General features: G+C 62.9%; 18 protein-coding genes. 12 read left to right on the plus strand and 6 right to left on the minus strand.

All coding sequences use genetic code 11. The features are described 5' to 3' along the window. Position 1: 1 nt before the first annotated feature. From I6J72_RS05985 to I6J72_RS05995, 3 genes are read left to right on the plus strand one after another with little or no spacing between them, the layout of a single operon-like run. Positions 2-1,204 (plus strand): molybdopterin molybdotransferase MoeA, encoded by a 1,203-nt coding sequence (locus tag I6J72_RS05985; protein WP_204100301.1) that lies wholly within the window; start codon positions 2-4, stop codon positions 1,202-1,204. Positions 1,205-1,223: 19 nt separating this feature from the next. Next, the gene (gene moaC, locus I6J72_RS05990; protein WP_204100302.1) at positions 1,224-1,712 is read left to right on the plus strand and encodes a cyclic pyranopterin monophosphate synthase MoaC; all 489 of its coding nucleotides are present in this window, start codon (positions 1,224-1,226) and stop codon (positions 1,710-1,712) included. A gap of 2 nt (positions 1,713-1,714) precedes the next feature. Beyond that, positions 1,715-2,284, plus strand: a complete 570-nt coding sequence (locus I6J72_RS05995; RefSeq protein ID WP_204100303.1) for a molybdenum cofactor guanylyltransferase — start codon at positions 1,715-1,717, stop codon at positions 2,282-2,284. Here the strand turns inward: I6J72_RS05995 and I6J72_RS06000 are convergent. Together I6J72_RS06000 and I6J72_RS06005 are read right to left on the minus strand one after the other, a co-directional pair. Next, positions 2,271-3,641 carry a multicopper oxidase domain-containing protein gene (locus I6J72_RS06000; protein WP_204100304.1) on the minus strand — a complete coding sequence of 457 codons (1,371 nt, stop codon included), beginning with the start codon at positions 3,639-3,641 and terminating at the stop codon, positions 2,271-2,273. The genes I6J72_RS05995 and I6J72_RS06000 overlap by 14 nt on opposite strands. Next, the gene (locus tag I6J72_RS06005) at positions 3,634-4,812 is read right to left on the minus strand and encodes a beta-carotene 15,15'-monooxygenase (protein ID WP_204100457.1); all 1,179 of its coding nucleotides are present in this window, start codon (positions 4,810-4,812) and stop codon (positions 3,634-3,636) included. The genes I6J72_RS06000 and I6J72_RS06005 overlap by 8 nt, the downstream gene beginning before the upstream one ends. A gap of 85 nt (positions 4,813-4,897) precedes the next feature. On the opposite strand from I6J72_RS06005, the gene I6J72_RS06010 reads away from it, so the two are divergent. From I6J72_RS06010 to I6J72_RS06025, 4 genes are all read left to right on the plus strand, one after another. Beyond that, the gene (locus I6J72_RS06010; RefSeq protein ID WP_039674964.1) at positions 4,898-5,158 is read left to right on the plus strand and encodes a DUF2249 domain-containing protein; all 261 of its coding nucleotides are present in this window, start codon (positions 4,898-4,900) and stop codon (positions 5,156-5,158) included. 11 nt (positions 5,159-5,169) lie between these two features. Further along, positions 5,170-5,889: a molybdate ABC transporter substrate-binding protein gene (gene modA, locus I6J72_RS06015; protein WP_204100305.1), complete on the plus strand. Its 720-nt coding sequence runs from the start codon at positions 5,170-5,172 to the stop codon at positions 5,887-5,889. Beyond that, positions 5,890-7,662, plus strand: a complete 1,773-nt coding sequence (locus I6J72_RS06020) for an ATP-binding cassette domain-containing protein (RefSeq protein ID WP_204100306.1) — start codon at positions 5,890-5,892, stop codon at positions 7,660-7,662. A 119-nt stretch (positions 7,663-7,781) separates the two neighbouring features. Further along, the gene (locus I6J72_RS06025) at positions 7,782-8,477 is read left to right on the plus strand and encodes a metalloregulator ArsR/SmtB family transcription factor (RefSeq protein ID WP_204100307.1); all 696 of its coding nucleotides are present in this window, start codon (positions 7,782-7,784) and stop codon (positions 8,475-8,477) included. A gap of 43 nt (positions 8,478-8,520) precedes the next feature. On the opposite strand, the gene thrB is transcribed toward I6J72_RS06025, so the two are convergent. The 4 genes from thrB to argS all read right to left on the minus strand — a co-directional run bounded on the left by thrB (position 8,521) and on the right by argS (position 13,946). Beyond that, complete coding sequence (gene thrB / locus I6J72_RS06030) at positions 8,521-9,444, minus strand: homoserine kinase (protein WP_204100308.1); 924 nt, start codon at positions 9,442-9,444, stop codon at positions 8,521-8,523. Positions 9,445-9,460: 16 nt separating this feature from the next. After that, positions 9,461-10,783 (minus strand): homoserine dehydrogenase, encoded by a 1,323-nt coding sequence (locus I6J72_RS06035; protein ID WP_039674958.1) that lies wholly within the window; start codon positions 10,781-10,783, stop codon positions 9,461-9,463. A gap of 151 nt (positions 10,784-10,934) precedes the next feature. Then, positions 10,935-12,272 carry a diaminopimelate decarboxylase gene (lysA, locus tag I6J72_RS06040; RefSeq protein WP_204100309.1) on the minus strand — a complete coding sequence of 446 codons (1,338 nt, stop codon included), beginning with the start codon at positions 12,270-12,272 and terminating at the stop codon, positions 10,935-10,937. Between the two features lie 12 nt (positions 12,273-12,284). Further along, complete coding sequence (argS, locus tag I6J72_RS06045) at positions 12,285-13,946, minus strand: arginine--tRNA ligase (RefSeq protein ID WP_204100310.1); 1,662 nt, start codon at positions 13,944-13,946, stop codon at positions 12,285-12,287. 246 nt (positions 13,947-14,192) lie between these two features. Between argS and I6J72_RS06050 the strand changes: the two genes are divergently transcribed. The 5 genes from I6J72_RS06050 (at position 14,193) to I6J72_RS06070 (ending at position 20,824) form a co-directional block, all read left to right on the plus strand. Continuing rightward, a complete protein-coding gene (locus I6J72_RS06050; protein WP_204100311.1) occupies positions 14,193-15,845 on the plus strand; it encodes an L-lactate permease in 1,653 nt (550 codons plus the stop codon). A 339-nt stretch (positions 15,846-16,184) separates the two neighbouring features. Further along, complete coding sequence (locus tag I6J72_RS06055; protein WP_204100312.1) at positions 16,185-16,970, plus strand: (Fe-S)-binding protein; 786 nt, start codon at positions 16,185-16,187, stop codon at positions 16,968-16,970. After that, on the plus strand, positions 16,970-18,475 hold the full coding sequence (locus I6J72_RS06060; RefSeq protein ID WP_204100313.1) for a lactate utilization protein B: 1,506 nt from the start codon (positions 16,970-16,972) through the stop codon (positions 18,473-18,475). Before I6J72_RS06055 ends, I6J72_RS06060 begins: the two co-directional genes overlap by 1 nt. Beyond that, entirely contained in the window at positions 18,472-19,113 is a 642-nt protein-coding gene (locus tag I6J72_RS06065) for an LUD domain-containing protein (protein ID WP_239107529.1), read from the plus strand. The genes I6J72_RS06060 and I6J72_RS06065 overlap by 4 nt, the downstream gene beginning before the upstream one ends. A 115-nt stretch (positions 19,114-19,228) precedes the next feature. Then, positions 19,229-20,824, plus strand: coding sequence for an alpha/beta fold hydrolase (locus I6J72_RS06070; RefSeq protein ID WP_204100314.1), 1,596 nt, complete (start codon positions 19,229-19,231; stop codon positions 20,822-20,824). Positions 20,825-20,933: the final 109 nt, after the last annotated feature.

Genomic DNA, 20,933 nt, shown 5'->3' on the forward strand with positions numbered 1-20,933 from the left:
AATGACAAGCACTGGCCACGGCACGAGCATCGAGGACTATTTCGCGCGCCTTCACGCGCTCATCCGCGCCGTACCGGCCGAGACCGCAGCGGTGCAGGCAGGCCGCGTCCTTGCCGATGCTGTCACGGCCCAGATTGCGGTGCCACCCCAGGACAATTCCGCCATGGATGGCTTCCTGACCCCACCCCTCGAGGCGCCCTGCTCGCTGCAGGTCATCGGCGATGTCCCCGCCGGGGCTCCCGCGATCAGTCCCGCGCCCGGTACGGCCGTGCGCATCATGACGGGCGCTGCGGTGCCCGATGGTTGTGAGGGCCTTGTCATCCCGGTGGAGGATACCGACGTGTCCGCTGGCCCGGGTCCCCTGCCGGAGACCGTCACCATCCACCGCTTACCGCCCCGAAGCCACATTCGCCGCCGCGGCTCCCATATTGCTCTTGGCCAGGAGATTGCCGGCCCCGCCACGCTTATCGACGCTCCCTTGTTAGCCACCCTCCTCTCCGCCGGGATCAGCACGGCGCAGGTGCACCGCATCCCGCGCGTTGCCGTTATCGCCACGGGTGAGGAACTGCTCAGCGGCCTCCTGCCCGATTCCAATGGACCGATGCTTGAGGCTCTTATCGCCGCCACGGGGCCTGTTAGCATCACCCGGCTGTGCTGCGGCGATGACCCCACCGAGCTGCGCCGAGTTCTCGACTCCGTGGTGCAGTCCGACGGCGGGTGCGATCTAATCGTTACCACCGGCGGTGTATCCGCTGGTGCTTTCGACGTGGTGCATACCGTGCTCAGCCAGCATGGCGAGCACTCCTGGTTTGGTCACGTGGACCAGCGCCCCGGCGCGCCGCAGGGCCACGCAGTGTGGGACGGCGTTCCCGTGGTGTGTCTGCCGGGAAACCCCGTCGCGGCCTTTGTCTCCGCGCATCTCTACCTCACCCCGGTGCTGCGCTCTCTGCGCGGTCTGCCGCGCCCGACTGGACCGCGCGACCGGCCGGCGATTACCGCCGTCGCCGGCGGTGAATTCCGGGCCGCGCAGCACCCGCGCATCCAGCCCTGCCAGCTCAAGTTCGACGGCACGGTCACTGCCTCCCCGCCGCCCGGCCCCATGATGCGCAGCCACCACGTCGGCGCTCTGCCGGGCACGCAGGGCTTCGTGCTCATTACCGAGTCCATCGCCCCCGGCGACACGCTCACCGTGTATCCCTACTAATCAAAGGAATCCTGACACCATGAAGTTCACTCATCTCAACGACGCCGGCTCCGCCTACATGGTGGATGTGACGGAGAAGAATCCCACCGTGCGCACCGCCACCGCCCAAGGTGAAGTGGCTTGCTCCCCGGAGGTTCTCACCGCGCTGCGCGAGGGCACCGTCCCCAAGGGCGATGTGCTCGCCGTGGCCCGCGTGGCCGGTATTGCCGCTGCCAAGAAGGTCCCAGATCTCTTGCCGCTGGCCCACACCATTGGCGTACATGGCTGCGCCGTGGACATCGAGGTGCGCGAGGACCATGTGTTCATCGAGGCCACCGTGCGCACCGCCGACCGCACCGGCGTCGAAATGGAAGCGCTCACCGCCGTCAACGTTGCTGCCCTAGCGCTCATTGACATGGTCAAGGGAGTGGATCGCTCCGCCTACATTCGGCGCTGCGGCATCACCGCCAAGTCCGGCGGGCGCTCCGGTGACTGGTCCCGCGAGTTGCCCGGCGCGCAGGAAGTCTAGCCATGCACGGCGTCATCGTCTTGGCCGGTGGGCGCGGCACGCGGATGGGCGGCGTGGACAAGGCCAGCGTCATCCTTGCCGGTGAGCGCCTCATCGACCGCCTTCTACGCCAACTTCCCTACGGCATGCCCACCGCAGTGGTCTCGCCCTACCGGCTCGGCATGCCCCAGGTCTGTGAGTCTCCTCTCTTCGGCGGGCCAGTCGCAGGTATTGCGGCAGGCCATGCAGCGCTTTCGGGCCTCTCTCTACGCACCACGGCCGTCTTGGCGGTCGACGCTCCCGATTCCCCACAGATGCTGCCAGCCTTGGCCGGGGCACTCGAGGAATCGGGCGCTGACGTCGCCGTCGCTACTCTCGACGGCCATCTGCAGCCTCTCTGCGCACTCTGGCGTACCGAAGCGCTGCAGAAAGCCCTGGGTGAGCTTGGCGATCCGCGCAATCAGCCCGTGATGCGTCTGCTGCGCCTAGCCGAGAACGTTGTGCACGTTACGGGAACGGAGGCCGTGCGCGACATCGATACCGTCGATGAACTGCGCGCTCGCAGGCAGGCCCGCCAAGCTACTCGACAATGATCTGGCCATGCTGCCCCTTCTCCGCATTGGTCATGATGTGGTTAACAAAGGAGTAGGTGCCGGGTTCGTTAAAGGTCATCTCCACGAACCCGCCCTGCGCGGGAAGAAGGTCAACGGCCTGGGAACCCGAGTCTTTAGCTCCCTTGAGAAGGTAGCCGCCTTCCTTATAGACGGTGTCAAAGATTTCTCCCACCACGTGGAAGCTCAGCGGCAGGTCCGGGCCTAGGTTCACCAGCCAAATGCGCACCGTATCGCCCACCTTCGCATGCAGTGGGGCGAGGCCGTCGTCGTATTGATTGGGATAGTAGTTGAAGGCGGTGAGGTCATAGGAGCCATCGCTCACGCGCTGCGGGTCCGCGCCTTCAGCCTCGCTGCCCTCTGCGGCGAGGAAAACTTCGGCGGAGGTGAGGAGGTATTCCGCGTCGACGTCGGAAAGCGAATCCTCGCCCTTCGGGTCAATGATGACGGCTCCGGCCATGCCGTTGGCAATGTGCAGGCTCATGGGCATGGTCGAGCAGTGATACATCCACGCACCGGCGCGGTGCGCCACGAACTCATAGGTGAGGGATTCGCCCGGCTGGATGGTCTTCATTGTGTTATTCGGGCTGACCTCACCGGCGTGGAAGTCGACAGAGTGACCCATGGAACCTTCGTTCTTAATGGTGATGCGGAAGGTATCGCCCACCGTGCCGCGCAGGGTGGGGCCGGGCGCTTGTCCGTTGAACAGCCAGCGCGTCTGGCGCACGCCAGGGGCGACCTCGACTTCCTCCTCCGTCATGGTCCACGTTTCCTCGTGGACTGTGCCTTTCGCAGGCTTCAGCACTGGGTCAAAGGCCTCGAAATCCTCACGCGGCGCCATGCGCTCAGCCAGGGAAGGCACGTTCGCGGGAGCGGCAACGGCATGATGATGGCCCGTTGTTGACTTCTCACCCGCTGCCGGGTCATCGGTCACGTTGACCATAAAGGTCATGCCCTGCATTTTGTGCCCTGCGATGGTGCAGTACCCCTCGACGGATTCGGTGACAACACCGACATCCAGCACAGCACTCTCGCCCGGCTCCACTCGGCTGGTCTCTGCCCCACCGATCGTTAGGTCATGAACTTGGTCACCGGTGTTCGTGAAATTCACAACGAGGTGAGTACCGGCTGGGATGTCCACCGAGGCGGGAACGAAGGCCATGCCGTCGACGGAAACGTCGATCGTGGTGGCGTCGGCAGGCGCGGCTGAGGTGGCGCCGCGCTGTGCCACCGTGGAATTCATCACCGCCAACCCAATCACCGCGACGAGCGCGAGAATAATGATGAGCCATGCGGCCCACTTCTTTGTCTCAGGGGCCTGAGCAGGCGCGCTAGACATGAACATCTCCTTTGGTAGAAACCACGGCCCAGACTAAGACCGCGACGGCAGCGATAAGGCCTAGCCCCATCATGATAAGCCCGGCAGCGTGCACCCCCGGAATCCCCAGCAGGCAAGCCAAGCCACCCACGTTGATCAACCCCAGGCGCAGGTAGCCAGCACGCTCGGTGCGCCGGGCGCGCGCCAGGATGGGCAGCATGTGGTGAAAGACACCCGTGACCAGCTGCAACAACCCTGCGCCGACAAAGGCGGGCATGAGCAGCAGCGTGACGGCGCGGGGATAGGCGCCTACAGCGCTGGCAACGGCATCGCCCGCGCAGAGGGCCAGCATCCACACCAGCCCCGCCATGGCGGACATGCTCGCCGTGGACATCCTGCCGGCCAGCGCACCCGCGAGCACGGGCTGGATGATGAGAACCCCCGCTACGACCACAAGCAGCTGGGCTACACCGGCGGCGCGGGTCAGCCCTGCGGCCTCTAGCCCCATGGCCAAAGCCAGCCCAGCGCAGTGCACGATGAGCGCGCGGGTACAGCGAGAACGTGCGGTGGGCGAAATCGGCGTGCGGGTCAGCGTGGGCAGCAAGGTCACCACGGTTCCCAGGATGGTGAGCAGAGCGAAGCCCCACACCATCCCGCGCGAGTGCGCAGCAACGAGCAATGAATAGTTGCCCACGCCGTGGGCGGCAAGGAAAACAACGCCGATCGCGCTCACCATGAAACCCGCCGCCGCCAGATAGAAGGGCACGGTGAGCGCGAAGGAACCGGACAGCGAGCCGCGCAGCTTCTGCCACAGCGCCCACGCGTGCCATGTGAGGGTGAAGATGAGGAGGACGGAGGAGGCGTCGGCAAGCGCGCCCCAGTCGTAGCCCGCGCGGTCGACAAGGAGGAGCACCAGCCCGAGTTGGATGGCGGCCACGCGCGTGGAAACACCGCGGTAGTTCGTCGCCGGGGTGCGGGTAAGTGCTTCAGTAAAGTGCGTGGAAAAGACCACGATGGCGGTGGTGAGCGCACCAATGGTGAAGGGGTGGATGAGATCCCACCACACCAACGGGGCTCCAAGGGAACCGGCGATGGTGAGCCCGATGCCCGCGAGAATCCAGAAGGCGACCAACGCGAAAACTGTGGTATGCCAACGCCGGCGAGCGGCAAGGGAGACATCGAACAGGTTCACATCTTTTTTCACGGCTTTAATCGTAGTAAATTGGCATCGTGAGCGGCAACGCGTGCCGCCGCGTGTGACGGAAAGGACCACAACCATGAACCTGCCAATCTTCGACTCCTCCAAGGGCACCAGCCTCCCCACCCTCAACGCCTCAGAGATTCCCCACGCCGTCCGCCACGGCGCCATCCACGGCGCGCTGGGAACACTCAACGTCGGCGAAGCCATGATCCTTATTGCCCCACACGATCCGCTGCCGCTACTTACAGAAATCGAGCAACGCGAAGAACGCTTCGAGCTGGAGTACCTCAAGAAGGAACCGGAGGACGTCCACATTAAGTTCACACGCACCGCGTAAAGTAAGCGGGCATGCGCCGTTTTATCCTCCCCATCCTCGCCGCCGCGCTCAGCCTTGCTGGGTGCACCGCGCAGCCAGTGGATAAGCCGCTTTCGATATTCGCAGCATCCTCGACGCGTCTTATCAACGACGACTTGGCTGCGCACACCGACATTGAGCTGGCTATCAACAACGGTGGTTCCTCGGGGTTGGTGCAGCAGCTTTACGACGGCGCCCCGGCCGACCTCCTCATCACCGCTTCTGCGGCCACGATGGATAGAGCCGTATCACACGGCGATGTCGACAAACCAGAGGTACTGGCTACCAACACGATGGTCATGGTGGTGCCCAGGGGCAACCCCGCCGGACTGGAGTCTATCGAGGACATTGATGCCTCCACGCGCCTCGTCCTCTGTGATGCCCAAGTACCCTGCGGTGCATTGTCGGCGAAGATTCTTGCAGCCAAGGGGCTCAACGTAGAGCCTTATTCCCTGGAATCCCAAGTCGCCAACGTCCTCGGCAAAGTGGCCTCCGGGGAAGCCGATGCCGGTATGGTCTACGCCACCGACGCCACCTCCAGCGATGATGTGGAAGCCATCCCCATTGATGGCGCCGAAGACTTCCCCAACGAAATCCTCGGCGCCGTAGTGGCCGCCTCACCTCGCCGCGATGAAGCACAAGCGGTCTTGGATCTTCTAGACGATGGCTTTGACGCCGAGTGGCAAAAGTATGGCTTTACCCCGGTTGACTAAATGAACACCTCTCTTGATCTGCGTGAACAACACCCCCGCGTACCGTGGGCGGTAGTTGCTGTCGGCGCCCTCGCCGCCGTCTACATCGTTGCCCCCATCCTGGCATTAGGGCTCCGCGTCCCCTGGGGACAACTCCCGGAGACTCTCCGCGCGCCAGCCACTCAAGACCTCCTTCGCATCACGCTGAGCTCAGCTGCGCTCGCCACGATTCTCTCCACTCTTCTCGGAACCTGCTTGGCGCTGTGGCTACAGCAGCTGCACCGCACTGCGCACCTCGTGCGGCTGGTGGTCTATCTGCCACTGGCGCTGCCGCCGGTGGTGGGTGGTTTGGCCCTCACCGCCCTATTGGGGCGACGCGGCCTTTTGGGCCCCCTGCTCGAAGCCGCTGAGATTCGCGTGGCCTTCGCTTTCGCGGGCGTGGTGGTAGCACATATCTTCGTCACCCTGCCCTTCGTGGTCGTGGCCGTCGATTCCGCCCTGCGGCAGCTTGATCATGAGGTTGTGGCGAGCGCGCGTGGCGTCGGCATGCGCCCAGGCGAGATTCTGCGCCACATCACCGCGCCCGCCATTGCCCCAGCTGTCCTCACAGGCGCCGCCTTGGCCTGTGCGCGCTCCCTCGGTGAATTCGGCACCACCATCACCTTCGCGGGCTCGATGCCTGGGATCACCCGCACAATGTCCAGCGGCATCTACCTCGAACGCGAGGTCAGCGCCGACACCGCCTATGCACTTTCCGCCATCCTCATCACGCTGGCAGTTCTCCTCCTAGCCGCAGCAGGCGTGCCCTCCCTGCTCCGCCGGCACCGTGAGCCAGTCGCCCGCACACTCTCCCCTATGAACACTGAGGCCCTCCGCGCGCTCACGGCACCTGTGCAGAGTCCACGAGAGGTGGGCCTCGTCGCGGGCCCCCACGACGTGACCTTCCGAGGAGGGGCAATCACCGCCGTGGTGGGCCCTAACGGTGCTGGTAAGACCACCCTCATGCGTTTCCTTTCCGGTCGCCTTCGGGGCGCCACGGTCTCCGCAGACCGCGTGGTGATGCTCACCCAGAACCCCGGTCTTCCGCCCACCGCGACGGTACGACAAGCACTGTCCATGGTGACCAAGGACGATGCACGCACAGAAGAGCTCCTGGGCCATGCCGGGCTAGAGAATTTGAACCACGTGCGCGAACTATCCGGCGGGCAAGCAGCCCAGGTGGCCCTACTACGCGCGCTCGCTGCCCGCCCAGAGGTCCTTGTACTCGACGAACCTTTCGCTGCTATGGATGTCGAGTCAGCCGCCCGATGGCGCCACCTCCTCTCGGTCGCAGCGCCCGACCGCACGACCGCGCTGGTCACGCACAACCTCCACGACATCAGCGCCCTGGCCACCGACATCCTCGTCATGGAAGGCGGTTCCATCACTGCTCAGGGCTACGCACAGGACCTGCTCGCCCAGCCTCCCAACGCCTTCGTGGCCTCACTCGCGGGTCTTAACCTTCTTGAAGGAACCGTGGCAGATGGAGTCTGCACCGCTGGTGAGATTGCTCTCCCCGCCCCCGACGTGGATGACGGGTCTGCGTGGTTAGCCTTCCCACCCACCGCGCTCTACGCAGATGCGGCTGGCGAGCTCTCCCTGCAGGTAGTTGCCGCAGTAGGCGGCGGCATCGTGCTCGCTCAAACCGGTCCCCAACGCGTGCGTGTCAGTGGGGTTGCGGGCGAGCCCGCGCCGGGCGCCTCGGTGCGCTGCCGCCTCGATCATGACGCGGTATCGGTATATCCCCGCATGTAGTCCTCTGAGTTAGCGCACGTAGTGAGCATTATCCCACGAAAAAATCGGTAAAAATTATAGAAAATGGATCTCCGAGTTGTAGGATCCCCACTAGAACCGTCTGAAGGAGCCATCTGCCGATGTCTACGCATACTCCCCGTTCCTCCACGGAGCTTTTTCCCGAGTCGCTTCATCTCTCCCCCAAGCAACGAGAAGTACTCAAAGCCCTGCAGGAATATCCCCAAGGGGCGAAAGCAGCGGACGTCGCGGACGCGATGGGGATGCACGTCAACACCGCGCGTGGTCACCTCGACGAGCTAGTGAATGCCGGTGCCGTCCGCGTCATCACCGCCCCGGCCCAAGGCCGCGGGCGCCCCTCCCTCATCTTCCAGGTGCGCATCCCTGACAATCGCTCCGTGGCAGAGGAGTATGTGTCCCTCATCAGCGTCCTCGCAGAAATGCTGGCGGATAAGGACCAGCTTGATGACTTCGCCTCTGAGCAGGCACGAGAGATTGGTCGCCGCTGGGCACAGGCCACCGCCGACAAGACTGTCAATAAGGCTGATGCTCTCGCTCCGCTGTATCGCGCCATGCGCGATATGGGCTTTGATCCGGTGACATCCATCGATAGGTTCAACCAGACGGGCGAGACAGACCTAGAGCTTCACGCGTGCCCGTTTGTCACCGCGGGTATCCGCCCCTCCCCCTTTGTCTGCGCCATTCACGATGGCTACCTTGAGCAAGCAGCCGTAGAGGCTGGCGGGCGCCTCCACCTCACACTCATACCGCAGTCCGGCAACGGGGTCTGCCGGGTCAACGTCAAGACGGCGAGCTAGCCACGAGAAAGCGCGGTGCCGTTTGACACCGCGCTCGAAGGTTTTAACCGCGCTCGACACTCACTGGTCCAGCGACCTCCAGCTCGAGGACACGAAGGCCTTGCTTTCGGGCTTCATCCAAGATGGACTCTTCAATGGGCTCCGTGTGGAGGACCATGATGGTAGGACCCGCACCGGAGAGGTAAGCCGCGTAGCCGCGGTTGCGCAGGCGGTTGACCCACTCCGCGGTTACAGGCAACACGTCCGCGCGATAAGGCTGGTGCAGGCGGTCGCGGGTGCCCTCCCACAGCAGCTCTGGGTAGGCGGTCAGCGCTGCCACGTTGACCGCGGTGCGGGAGACGTTGAAGGCTGCGTCGGCATGCGTGACGTGCGAGGGAAGCACGCGGCGCACTGCCTGCGTTGAGGCGTGGAAGTCTGGGACCAAGGCCGTGGCCTTGATGGATTCGTGGACGTCGAGAGTAGCGGCGCGGTATTCCGGTAGCGAGCGGCCGTCGACAGGCACCGTGGTCCACGAGACCACGGCATTGCCCAGAACGGAGGCCGCGGCGTTATCAGGGTGTCCCTCGAAGGCCGAGGAGAGCTGGACAACCTGCTCCGCGGAAAGCGGGAAACCGGCCAGGCCATTGCCCGCGGCCACGCCAGCCACTGCGGCAGACGCCGAGGAGCCCAAGCCGCGGGACTGCGGGATGTTATTCGTGCACACCACGCGCAGGCCGGAGACCTCGACGTCGGCAGCCTGAAGCGCTGAACGGATGGCCTTGACTACCAGGTGGGAGCCGTCGCGAGGCAAATCATCTGCGCCCTCGCCAAAGATCTCCACCTCCAAGCCGGAGCTAGTGACCTCTACTTCCACGGTGTCGTAGAGGCTCAGCGCGATGCCGAGGGTGTCGTAACCGGGACCCAGGTTGGCCGAGGAGGCCGGGACCTGGACGGTGACTTTGGTACCAACTTCGATATCGATGCTCATTGTCGCGGCCTCAGCTTTATACGCCTAGGCGGATGACGGAGTGAACGGCCTTGACCTCATCGAGCTCGCCAAGAGCGGCGACGATATCCTCAAGCACCGCTTCCTTAGCCGCGTGGGTGACCACGATAAGGCGAGCGGTCTCCTCGCCATCTTCCTGGCGCACGGTGCGCAGGGAAACACCATGGCGGGCAAAAACGCCGGAGATGACTGACAGCACGCCGGTGCGGTCATCCACCTCCATGTCCACGTGGTAGCGGGTCTCCACCTCACCAAACTCAGCGATGGGCAGGTTGGCGTAGGTATTCTCCCCCGGCGCACGGCCGCCGTGGACGATGTTGCGTGCCGCGCCGATGACATCACCCAGCACAGCAGAGGCGGTCGGGTTACCGCCAGCGCCGTTGCCATAGAACATCAGTGAGCCAGCGGCCTCTGCCTCAACGAAGATAGCGTTGTAGGACTGGCTGACCGAAGCCAGTGGGTGATCCTTCGGAACCAACGTCGGGTGGACACGGGCGTTGACGGATTCCGCACCGGTCTCCTCATCCACAAGGCGCTCGCAGATGGCCAGCAACTTGATGGAGTAGCCAGCCTGGTTGGCGGCCGTGATGTCATCGGCGGTGATCTTCGAAATACCCTCGCAGTAGACATCGTCGAAGGTCAGGCGGGTGTAGAAGCCCAGGGATGCCAAGATGGCAGCCTTCGAGGCGGCGTCGTGGCCCTCCACGTCAGCGGTGGGATCGGCCTCGGCGTAGCCCAGGCGGGTCGCCTCAGCCAGTGCATCCTCATAGGAGGCACCAGTGGACTCCATAGCGTCCAGGATGAAGTTGGTGGTGCCGTTGACGATTCCGGAGATGCGCTGGATCTTGTCACCGGCCAGAGAGCGGCGCAGCATGCCCACCACCGGGATGGCGGCGGCCACGGCGGCCTCAAAGTAAAGGTCGACGTCTGCGTGGTCGGCAGCCTCCGCCAGCTCATCCGCGTGCGCGGCCACGAGAGCCTTGTTGGCGGTGACCACGGACTTGCCGGCGTTGAGGGCGGCGAGGACGAGCTCGCGCGGGAAATCAATGCCGCCGATCACCTCGACGACGAGGTCGATATCATCGCGCAGGACGAGCGCCTTGGCGTCGTCGGTCAGCAGCTCCGCCGGCACGCCCGGGCGCAATTTATTCTTGTTGTGCACGGCCACGCCGCGGATCTCCACGGGGCCGCCGATACGGTGCGCAAAAGCATCAGCGTTTTCTTGCACGAGGCGGAAAACCTCGGCGCCCACGGTGCCAAAGCCAAGCAGTGCGATTCCTACAGGCTCGCCTTCGGGCTTCTTGCTACGGTTCGTCGTCATGGTGTCCCTTTGTTGAAATTGCGAATGGTTGTTACGTGCTAGCCCATCACTATACAGAACGAGCTGTCTATTTCTACGCGGAATGGCCTGCACGCCGCGCGACCGGCCATGTCATCCTGAATAAAATGCGGTGAGCTGTGCCAACGCCGCGCTAATCGACGTCCAACGCCAGCAAGTCCTCCACTGTTTCCCGGCGCAGCATGAGTGAAGCTTTGCCGTCACGCACGGAGACTACCGCTGGGCGCAGAGCGCCGTTATAGCGCGAGGCCATCATGTACTGATAGGCGCCGGTGGTGGCGAAGGCGAGGAGATCGCCGGTGGTGATGTCCGAGGGGAAACGGCGCTCATTGACCAGAATGTCACCGGATTCACAGTGGAAGCCCACGATACGCGAGTCCACTGGCTCGCCCTGGGTGCGGCGGTTGACCACGCGCACGTCGTAGTCCGAGCCATACAGTGCCGGCCGGATGTTGTCCGACATGCCGCCGTCCACGGACAGGTAGCGGCGCATCGGCAGATCCGCCTTGCCGGTCTCCACATCCTTGACCGTGCCCACGCGGTAGACGGTGACCGCGGAGGCACCCACCAGAGAGCGGCCGGGTTCCACCAGCACGAACGGCGGCTTGATACCGAGTTCAGTAGCGGTGCGCTGCACGGCGTCGAGGAGGTCTTTAGCCAGGGTGGCGACGTCGAGGGCCTCCTCATATTCCATATAAGGAATGCCGAAGCCGCCGCCCAAGTCCAGCTCTTCGAGGGCAACGCCGAGCTCGGAGTGAATGCGCTTGTACAGGCTGAGCACGCGCTCGGCAGCCAGCTTGAAGCCGTCGGCGTTGAACACCGAGGAACCGACGTGGCAGTGCAGGCCCACCAGCTTAAGATTGGCGGATTCCAACACCGTGCGAGCAACCTCGAAGGCGGCGCCGGTGGACAGGGAAATGCCGAACTTCTGGTCCTCGTGGGCGGTGGCGATGAATTCGTGCGTGTGGGCGTCGATACCGGGTTTGACGCGGATCATGACCGGCTGGACGCGTCCGGCGGCTGCGGCAATGCTGTTGAGACGCGAGAGCTCCTCCGCGTTATCCAGCACCACATGCCCGATCCCCTCGTTCACACACAGCTGCAAGTATTCGTCTTCCTTGTTGTTGCCGTGCGCGGTCATGCGCTCGGGTGGGAAGTTCGCGGCTAGCGCCAGCTTGGCTTCGTTAAGGGAAGCCACGTCGAGGCACAGGCCCTCCTCATCTACCCAGCGCACGATGCGCTTGGTGATGAAGGCCTTGGAAGCGTAGTGCACGTGGTCGGGGCCGCCGAAGGCTTGGGCCATATCCTTACAGCGCGAGCGGAAGTCTTGCTCATCGAAAACGTAGAGCGGAGTGCCGTATTCTTCAGCCAGCTCGGTTAGAGAAACGCCACCAATCGAGACCACGCCATCCGAATCTCGAGCAGCGTTACGCGGCCACACGTGGGCCGGAAGGGAATTGAAGTCAGTCATCGATACCTTGTCTTACATCTTCTCCGGTGCGCTGACCCCCACCATGGTCAAGGCATTGGCCATGACCTGGCGGGTGGCGTTGGCCAGGGCGAGGCGCGCGGAGTGAATCGGCTCGGTCTCTTCATCAGCCTTCGGCAGCACCTGGCACTGGTCATAGAAGCGGTGGAAGACGGCTGCCAGATCCTCGGCGTAGCGCGCGATGCGGTGCGGCTCGCGCAAGGTCGCTGCGGTAGCGACCACCTCGGGGAACTCGCCCAGAGTGCGGATGAGATCGCCTTCCTTGTCGTGGGTAAGGAGGTCGAGGGGGGCGTCGGCAAGCGCGGCGGTGTCGAAGCCCAGCTCTGCTGCCTTACGCAGGATGGAACAAATGCGGGCGTGGCCGTACTGCACGTAGTAGACCGGGTTATCCGCCGACTGGGATGCCCACAGGCCCAAGTCGATGTCCAGGCTGGAGTCGACGGAGGAGCGCACCAGGGAGTAGCGCGCACCGTCGACGCCGATGGCTTCAACAAGATCATCGAGGGTAATGACAGTGCCCGCACGCTTGGACATCTTGACCGCTTGGCCATCGCGGACCAGGTTAACCATCTGGCCGATGAGGACCTCGACGGCCTCCGGGTCGTACCCGAGAGCCTGGGCGGATGCACGCAAGCGAGCGATGTAGCCGTGATGGTCCGCGCCCAGCATGTAGATGGCCAGGTCGTGTCCGCGGTCGAACTTATCGGCCACGTAGGCGATATCACCGGCGATGTAGGCGGCATTGCCATCGGACTTAATAACCACGCGGTCCTTGTCGTCGCCGTACTCGGTGGACTTCAGCCACCATGCGCCCTCGGACTCGTAGAGTTTGCCGTTGTCCTTGAGCTTCTGGATGGACTTCTCCACCGCGCCGGACTCGAAGAGGGAATTCTCGTGGAAGTAGACGTCGAAGTCCACGCCGAATTCGTGGAGGGACTCCTTAATTTGGGCGAACATCATCTCCACGCCCGCCGAGCGGAAGGCTTCCTGTACCTCGGCATCGCTGCCGTCGAGGGCGTCCGGGTTCTGCTCGAGCACGCCCTGCGCGATTTCCTTAATGTAATCGCCGCCGTAACCGTCCTCCGGGGTGGGTTCGCCCTTGGCGGCGGCCACCAGCGAACGCGCAAAGCGGTCGATCTGTCCGCCGTGGTCGTTGAAGTAGTACTCGCGGGTAACCTCCGCGCCGGAGGCTTCGAGCACGCGGCCGAGCGAGTCACCCACGGCGGCCCAGCGGGTACCACCCAGGTGGATCGGGCCAGTCGGGTTCGCGGAGACGAACTCCAGGTTGATCTTCGTGCCCTGGTAGGTGGTGTTGCTACCGAAGTCTGCACCGCCGTTGAGGACCTGGGCCACAATAGCGCCCTGCGCTGCGGCGGCAAGGCGAATGTTGAGGAATCCCGGGCCTGCGATGGAGGCTTCATCGATGGCATCGTTGCCGGCGAGGGCATCTGCCAACCACTGCGCCAGCTCGCGGGGCTGGGCACCGGCCTTCTTGGCCACCTGGAGGGCCAGGTTCGTGGCGTAGTCACCGTGCTCCGGGTTACGCGGGCGCTCGACGGTCACGGTCTCCGGCAGGACGGAGGCGTCCAGCTCATGCTCGGTAAGGACGGCCGCAGCGGTCTCTTTGATCAGGGCGGAAAGATCTTCAGGATTCATAGGGCCAAAGTCTATCGTCCTTGCCGCTGGGAGGCACGATCAGGCTGCTCGCGTACTCGGGACGCCCAAACGTTAACAAGCTCACTCACCCCCATCAGGTGAATAATGCGGCACATTAGGGTGTGAGGTTCTACGCTAAACACGCTAACTGTATCGTTCCATCGTCTCGCACCGTCTCCTTTTGACCGCTCAATAACTCTTGTGGGCGCGCCACGGGTGTGCGAGAAAGACCGTGAATTGAGCTTTATGACTACATTCAACATCACTACTGACGCCATTGCCGGCAGCGTAGGTTTGACCGCAGCGGTCTCCACCCTGCCGCTCATTGCGTTCTTCATCATGCTCTTGGGCCTGAAGGCCCGCGCGCACACCTCCGGCGCAGTCGCGCTTCTGGCGGCCCTGCTCATCGCCATCTTTGGACTTGGCATGCCCACCGGCATGGCTTTGAACTCCGCACTGCGCGGCGGCCTCTTCGGCCTCTTCCCCATCGTCTGGGTCATCATCACCGCCATCTGGTTCTACGAAGTGACCGTCTCCTCCGGCCGCTTCGAGGACCTACGTAAGACCTTTGACCTCTTGGGCGATGGCGATATCCGTATCCAGGCCATCCTCATTGCTTTCTGCTTCGGTGGCCTGCTGGAGGCCCTCGCCGGCTTCGGTGCACCGGTGGCTATTACCGCCACGATGATTCTGGCGCTGGGCGTAAAACCCCTCAAGGCTGCGACCACCGTACTCATTGCCAATACCGCTCCGGTTGCTTTCGGCGCCGTCGGCATTCCGGTGACCACCGCCGGTTCCGTCGGCGGCCGTACCGCCGAGCAGACCGCGGACATCGCAAGCCTCATCTCCTTGCAGGTGCTGCTCATCGCAGCGGTCGTGCCCTTCTTCATCCTTTTCATCCTCGACGGCATGCGTGGCGTCAAGGAAGCCGGCCCCGCCGCCGCGGTCATCGGTGTGTCCTTCGCCATCGCGCAGTGGGCCGCCGCCACGTTCTTCGCCTACCAGCTCACCAACGTCGTGGCCTGCATTGTCTCCCTGGGCGCGGGCTTCCTCTTCCTGCGTGTCTGGAAGCCCAAGGGCGTCGACAGCCTGCGTGAGCGCATGGAGCTGCCCGCCCAGGAAGAGGTGTCCGATCTTAACGGCCGCCGCATCTGGATGGCCCTGCTGCCCTACGCGGTTGTCACCGCCGTCTTCGCTGTGGCCACCGCATGGCCTGCCATCTTCGGTTTCATCCAGCTCAACATCCCGTGGCCGCTTCTCGACGGCACCATTATCGACGCCGACGGCAATGCCATGGACACCGCCTTCAAGTTCAACGTCTTGGGCAACCCGGGCACCTTGCTTCTCATCTCCGGCATCATCGTGGCCATCATCTACATGGCCTTTAACGAGAACGGCCGCTACACGCTGGAAGCCTCCGCACCGCTGACGAAGTTCGGCGAAGTTATCAACCGCATGAAGTTCTCCGCACTGACCATCATCTTGGTTCTGGCGCTGGCGTACACCATGAACTACTCGGGCCAGACCATCTCCATTGGTCAGTTCGTAGCATCCGTCGGTGGCATCTTCGCACTCTTCTCCCCGGTCCTGGGTTGGATTGGTACCGCCGTGACAGGCTCCGATACCTCCGCCAATGCGCTCTTTGCCAACCTGCAGGTCACCGCCGCCGAGCGTATTGGCGTCAACCCGGATCTCATGCTGGCAGCCAACACCTCCGGTGGTGTTGTGGGCAAGATGATTTCCCCGCAGTCCCTGGCCATTGCCGCTACCGCAGTGAAGATGGAAGGCGAGGAGTCCCGCATCTTCAAGGCCGTCGTGGGCTACTCCGTAGCCTTCCTTGCCGTGGTCTGCATCATCGTCTTCCTCATGACCAACGTTCTGGGCTTCCTCGTTCCGTAGAACCGCGTCCTCGTTCCGTAGAAAATGGTCGGCGCTCCCCGCGCCTCCGCAGAAGGTATGCCCCCGTATTCGGGCGTATGCCCTCCTCCAGCCGCTGAGCAGTCCATACTGCTCGGCGGCTGATGTGTCAGCATCTATGCACGTAAGAAATTCACAACATTAATGTTGCGTTAAAGTGCCAGGTAGTGGGAACTTTTCGTGTCGAGAAAAATGATTTTCCACGGTAGAATTCTGCCTATACCTGTAGGCACATGTTCTGCGCACCGCTGTCTACCATGTACAGACTCTCTCCATGGAGACGGCAGCGGACGCGTGGGGCAGATAAGGAGCGCAACACTAATGCGAATAGCATTGTTTTCCACCTGTATCGGTGACTCTCTGTTCCCCGATGCGCACAAGGCCACGGCCCTCGTCCTGTCCCGTCTAGGCTATGACGTGGTCTTCCCCGAAGAGCAGACCTGCTGCGGTCAGATGCACATCAACACCGGTTACCAGAAGGAAACGCTAGGCATGATCCGCTCCTATGCGGACGCCTTTGCTGATCCGTCCATCGATTACGTGGTTTCCGCCTCCGGCTCCTGCGTGGGTGCAGTGCGTGAGCAGCACACCATGATTGCGAACCGCTTCGGCACCGCCGCTGATGTCGATGGCGCTAAGAAGACCTCAGAAAAGACCCTGGATCTGCCGGAGTTCCTCGTGGACGTCGCCGGCGTGACCAACGTGGGCGCATTCTTCCCGCACCGCGTGACCTACCACCCTTCCTGCCACGGCCTGCGCTTCCTCAAGCTTGGTGACCGCCCCTACCAGCTACTGCAGGAAGTTGAGGGAATCGACTTGGTGGAGCTTCCCAACAAGGAAGAATGCTGCGGCTTCGGCGGTACCTTCGCCCTTAAGAACGCTGAGGTTTCCGCGGCCATGGTCGGTGACAAGACCCGCCACGTCCGCGAAACTGATGCGGAGTTCGTCACCGGTGGTGACTCTTCCTGTCTCATGAACATCGGTGGTGCCCTGTCACGTCAGCGTGCTGGCGTGCGCGCCATTCACTTGGCTGAGATCCTCGCCTCCACCAAGGAACACCCGTGGACCCCAGAGTCCGCGGCCTACTCTAAGGAGAAGATGCTCTAATGACTTCCTTCCTCGACACCACCCCGCCGCGCGCGCCCGAAGGTTACGGCAACCTGCGCGGTTCCAAGGCTTTTGTGCCGCTGGCACACGTTGGTCTTAACAATGCTACCCAGCGCCGCAACCTGCACCACGCCACCACCTCCATTCGTAACAAGCGCCAGGGCGCTGTCGATGAGACACCGGACTGGGAGCAGCTGCGCGACGCTGGCTCCGCCCTCAAGGAGGACGTCGGTGCCCGCATGAGCGAGCTCCTCCTCCAGTTTGAGGAACAGGTGACCAAGCGCGGCGGCATCGTGCACTGGGCACGTGATGCCAAGGAAGCCAACGAGATCATCGAGGGGCTCATTAGGGAGACCGGCGAGACCGACGTGGTCAAGGTCAAGTCCATGGCTACCCAGGAAATCGCGCTCAACGAGCACCTCGAAGAAGCCGGCATCCACGCCCGCGAGACCGACCTGGCGGAGCTCATCGTCCAGCTGGGTGAGGATAAGCCGTCCCACATTCTGGTCCCGGCTATTCACCGCAACCGTGCGGAAATCCGTGACATCTTCGTCAACAAGATGCCGAATACTGATGACTCCCTCAAAGCCGAGCCGGCTGAGCTGGCTGAGGCCTCCCGCCAGTTCCTGCGCGAGCAGTTCATGAAGGCCAAGGTTGCCATCTCCGGTGCAAACTTTGGTGTGGCCGAGACCGGAACCATCAACATCGTGGAGTCCGAAGGCAACGGCCGTATGTGCCTGACCCTGCCGGAGACCCTCATCACCGTCATGGGTATTGAGAAGCTCGTTCCGACGTTCCAGGATCTTGAGGTATTCCTTCAGCTGCTGCCACGCTCCTCCACCGCTGAGCGCATGAACCCGTACACCTCGATGTGGTCCGGCGTGACCGAAGGTGACGGCCCGCAGAACTTCCACCTGGTTCTCCTGGACAATGGCCGCACCGCTGCCCTGTCTTCTCCGGTGGGCAGCCAGGCGCTCAAGTGCATCCGCTGCTCCGCCTGCCTCAACGTCTGCCCGGTCTACGAGCGCGCCGGTGGCCACGCCTACGGCTCCGTCTACCCGGGCCCGATTGGTATCTCCCTGACGCCGCAATTGACGGGCATGAAGGACCACAACGATCCGTCGGCAAGCTTGCCCTATGCCTGCTCGCTGTGTGGCCGTTGCGACGAGGTCTGCCCGGTACGCATCCCGCTTTCCCAGGTGATTCTGGAAAACCGCCACCAGAAGGTCACCAACGCGACCCCGCCGATCGAGGAGAAGATCTTCAAGGTTCCGCAGCTGCTGTGGACCAACCCGAAGATATGGAACCAGGTCACCCACATGGTGGCTCTGGGTCGCGTCCTTGGTGGTTTCAACGGTGTCATCGACAAGCTGCCGCTGTTCATGTCCGGTTGGTCCGATGTACGCGATACCGCCGTTCCGCCGAAGAAGTCCTTCCGTCAGTGGTTCAACTCTGACGAAGCCCAAGAACTCCTCGCCCAAGCCAAGAAGGAGGGCATCAAGTGACCATCAAGAACAGCGCCGCCAAGGAAGAGATTCTGAAGCGTATCTCTTCTGCTCAGAAGCAGGCCGGATTGCCGGACCACGTCGAGGTTCGACGTGAGTACCAGCGTGAGGGCACGCTTAACGCCGATGAACTGCGCGACATGCTCGTTGACCGCCTCGAGGACTACAAGGCTGACGTCCACGTCACCGATGAGGCTGGGCTGAATTCCACCATCCTGGACATCCTGAAGGACCGTGGCTGCTCCACCGTCACCTACGCACCCGGTATCGATACCGGCCTGCTCAATGGTTTCGAGGGCACTACCGTCCCGGATGACAATGCCAAGGATCCGCGCGAGCTGAACGACGTTGACGCGGTGCTTACCGAGTCCCACGTCACCTCGGCACAGACCGGCACCATCGTCCTGGAGTCCAACGAACTCTGTGGCCGCCGTGCCCTGACCTTGGTTCCGGACCGCCACATCTGCATCGTGCGTGACGACCAGATCGTGTACGGCATCCCGGAGGTTGTCTCCCGCATGAACCCGGAGCGCCCGGCTACGTGGATTTCCGGCCCGTCGGCGACGTCCGATATTGAGCTCAGCCGCGTGGAGGGTGTCCACGGTCCGCGTGATCTCATTGTGGTGATTGTTAAGTAGTGAGGTAAACGGGGGTAGCCACTCCCCCTCCTCCATGCCGACTTAGCTGTCATGCATCACCCATGGCGCATAGGATGAGGCGAGTACCTACTCACCGTTTTAGGAGCCTTGTTCTATGCGCCTTTCTCGCGTTCTGGGCTCGGTTCTAGGCCCAGTAGCTCTCGCTGCCGGCCTAGTAGCCGCCCCCACTGTTGCCCACGCTGACCAACCCACCATCACCTGGGGAGAATGCCCGGAGGGCGTCGACCACGAGCGCGCCGAGTGTGGTCACGTGACTGCGCCGACCTACTACGATGCACCGGACAAGGGCACCATTGAGGTTGGTTTTATCCGCCTGAAGGCAACGGGTGCGCGCAAGGGCAGCCTGTTCACCAACCCGGGTGGTCCGAACGGTGACGCTTATGGCTGGGTCAACAACGCCGCATGGCCGAAAGAAATTGAGCAGGAGTTCGACATTATCGGCGTGCAGCCGCGTGGCTTGCGCGAATCTGCGCCCGTCAACTGCACGGCAAGCAACCCGGGTGATAACCCAATCGTTGCGCTGACGCAGATTGGCGCCATTACCCGCCAGGATTGTGAGAAGAACACCCCTGGCTACACCAATTCCATCACCACCGAAAACACCGCCCGCGACTGGGAGGTCGTGCGCCAGGCACTCGGCGAGGAGCGCATCAACATCGCTGGCCTGTCTTACGGCACCTTTCTGGGCTCGACCTACGCCACCTTGTTCCCGCAGCACACCGACAAGATGGTGCTCGATTCCGGCATGAATCCGAACATGGCCTGGAACGGAATCTTCGCCTCCCAACAGGCGGGCTACGAAAACGCCCTGGAAGATTTCTTCACCTACATGGCGAAGAATGACGCCACCTACCACGCTGGTAAAACTCCGTTGAAGGCGTATGAGCGCTGGTCCCAGGTTGTTGCTGCCGAGGCCGGCGTGCGCCCCACCGTCCTCCCGCCGGATGCACAGATTGGTGACCTCCCACCGGGCCTTGAGTTCGCTGGCCAGCCAGGCGCAAACATTATGACCGCTACCGGCCAGCTGCGCGTGCAGGCAGAGCACTTGGCAGGCAGGGCTCGCAACCCGCAGGCACTACAGGTGACCTCTCCGACGCTGAACACCACCCGTGAGCTTCTGCCCCGTCCAGAGGCATGGGAGACCCTAGCTAAGCACATTGCCGGCATTGAGCCCATCAACTTTGAAGAAGCAGCCAAGGAAGGCCCGCAGGACCCGAAGCAGGCTCAACAGGCCATTCTGAATGCGACGAGCATGCAGAACATCATCATGTGCAATGAGAACACTGCGCCGTCGGATCCGACCAAGATCCCGGCCTTCCTGTGGTCGAACTACTTCACCCTGGACCCGTTCACCTTGTTCAACTCCCTGTACTCCTCCGGCTCTGGCTGCGGCGGCCGCGCGCCCATCACCAAGCCGGTAGCAGTCAGCGGTGCAAACCTGCAGACCAAGCCACTGCAGATTCAGTCCACCGGTGACCCGCAGACCCCGTACGCTCACTTCCGTGGACTGTCGGACCCGATGCAGTCCCGCGTGGTCACCGTCCATGGCCCCGGCCACGGCCACTTCGCCGTTGGCAACCAGGCCGTTGACAACATTGTGGTTAACTACCTGCGCACCGGTGAGGTAAACACCGCCGATGCCCCGGGCTTCTTCGACCAGCCCAAGGCCGAGCAGCCCCAGAACCAGTAAAGCTTTCCACCAGCGTGTGAGGTTGCACATAGCCTCGCACGCAGAGGTCAAACCTGAGAAAAGCACTGCTCAAGGCGCATAAAATAGAACTGTAGCCAGACCGGCAAGG

This window comes from Corynebacterium sp. FDAARGOS 1242 (assembly GCF_016889985.1).
GTDB lineage: Bacteria > Actinomycetota > Actinomycetes > Mycobacteriales > Mycobacteriaceae > Corynebacterium > Corynebacterium minutissimum_B.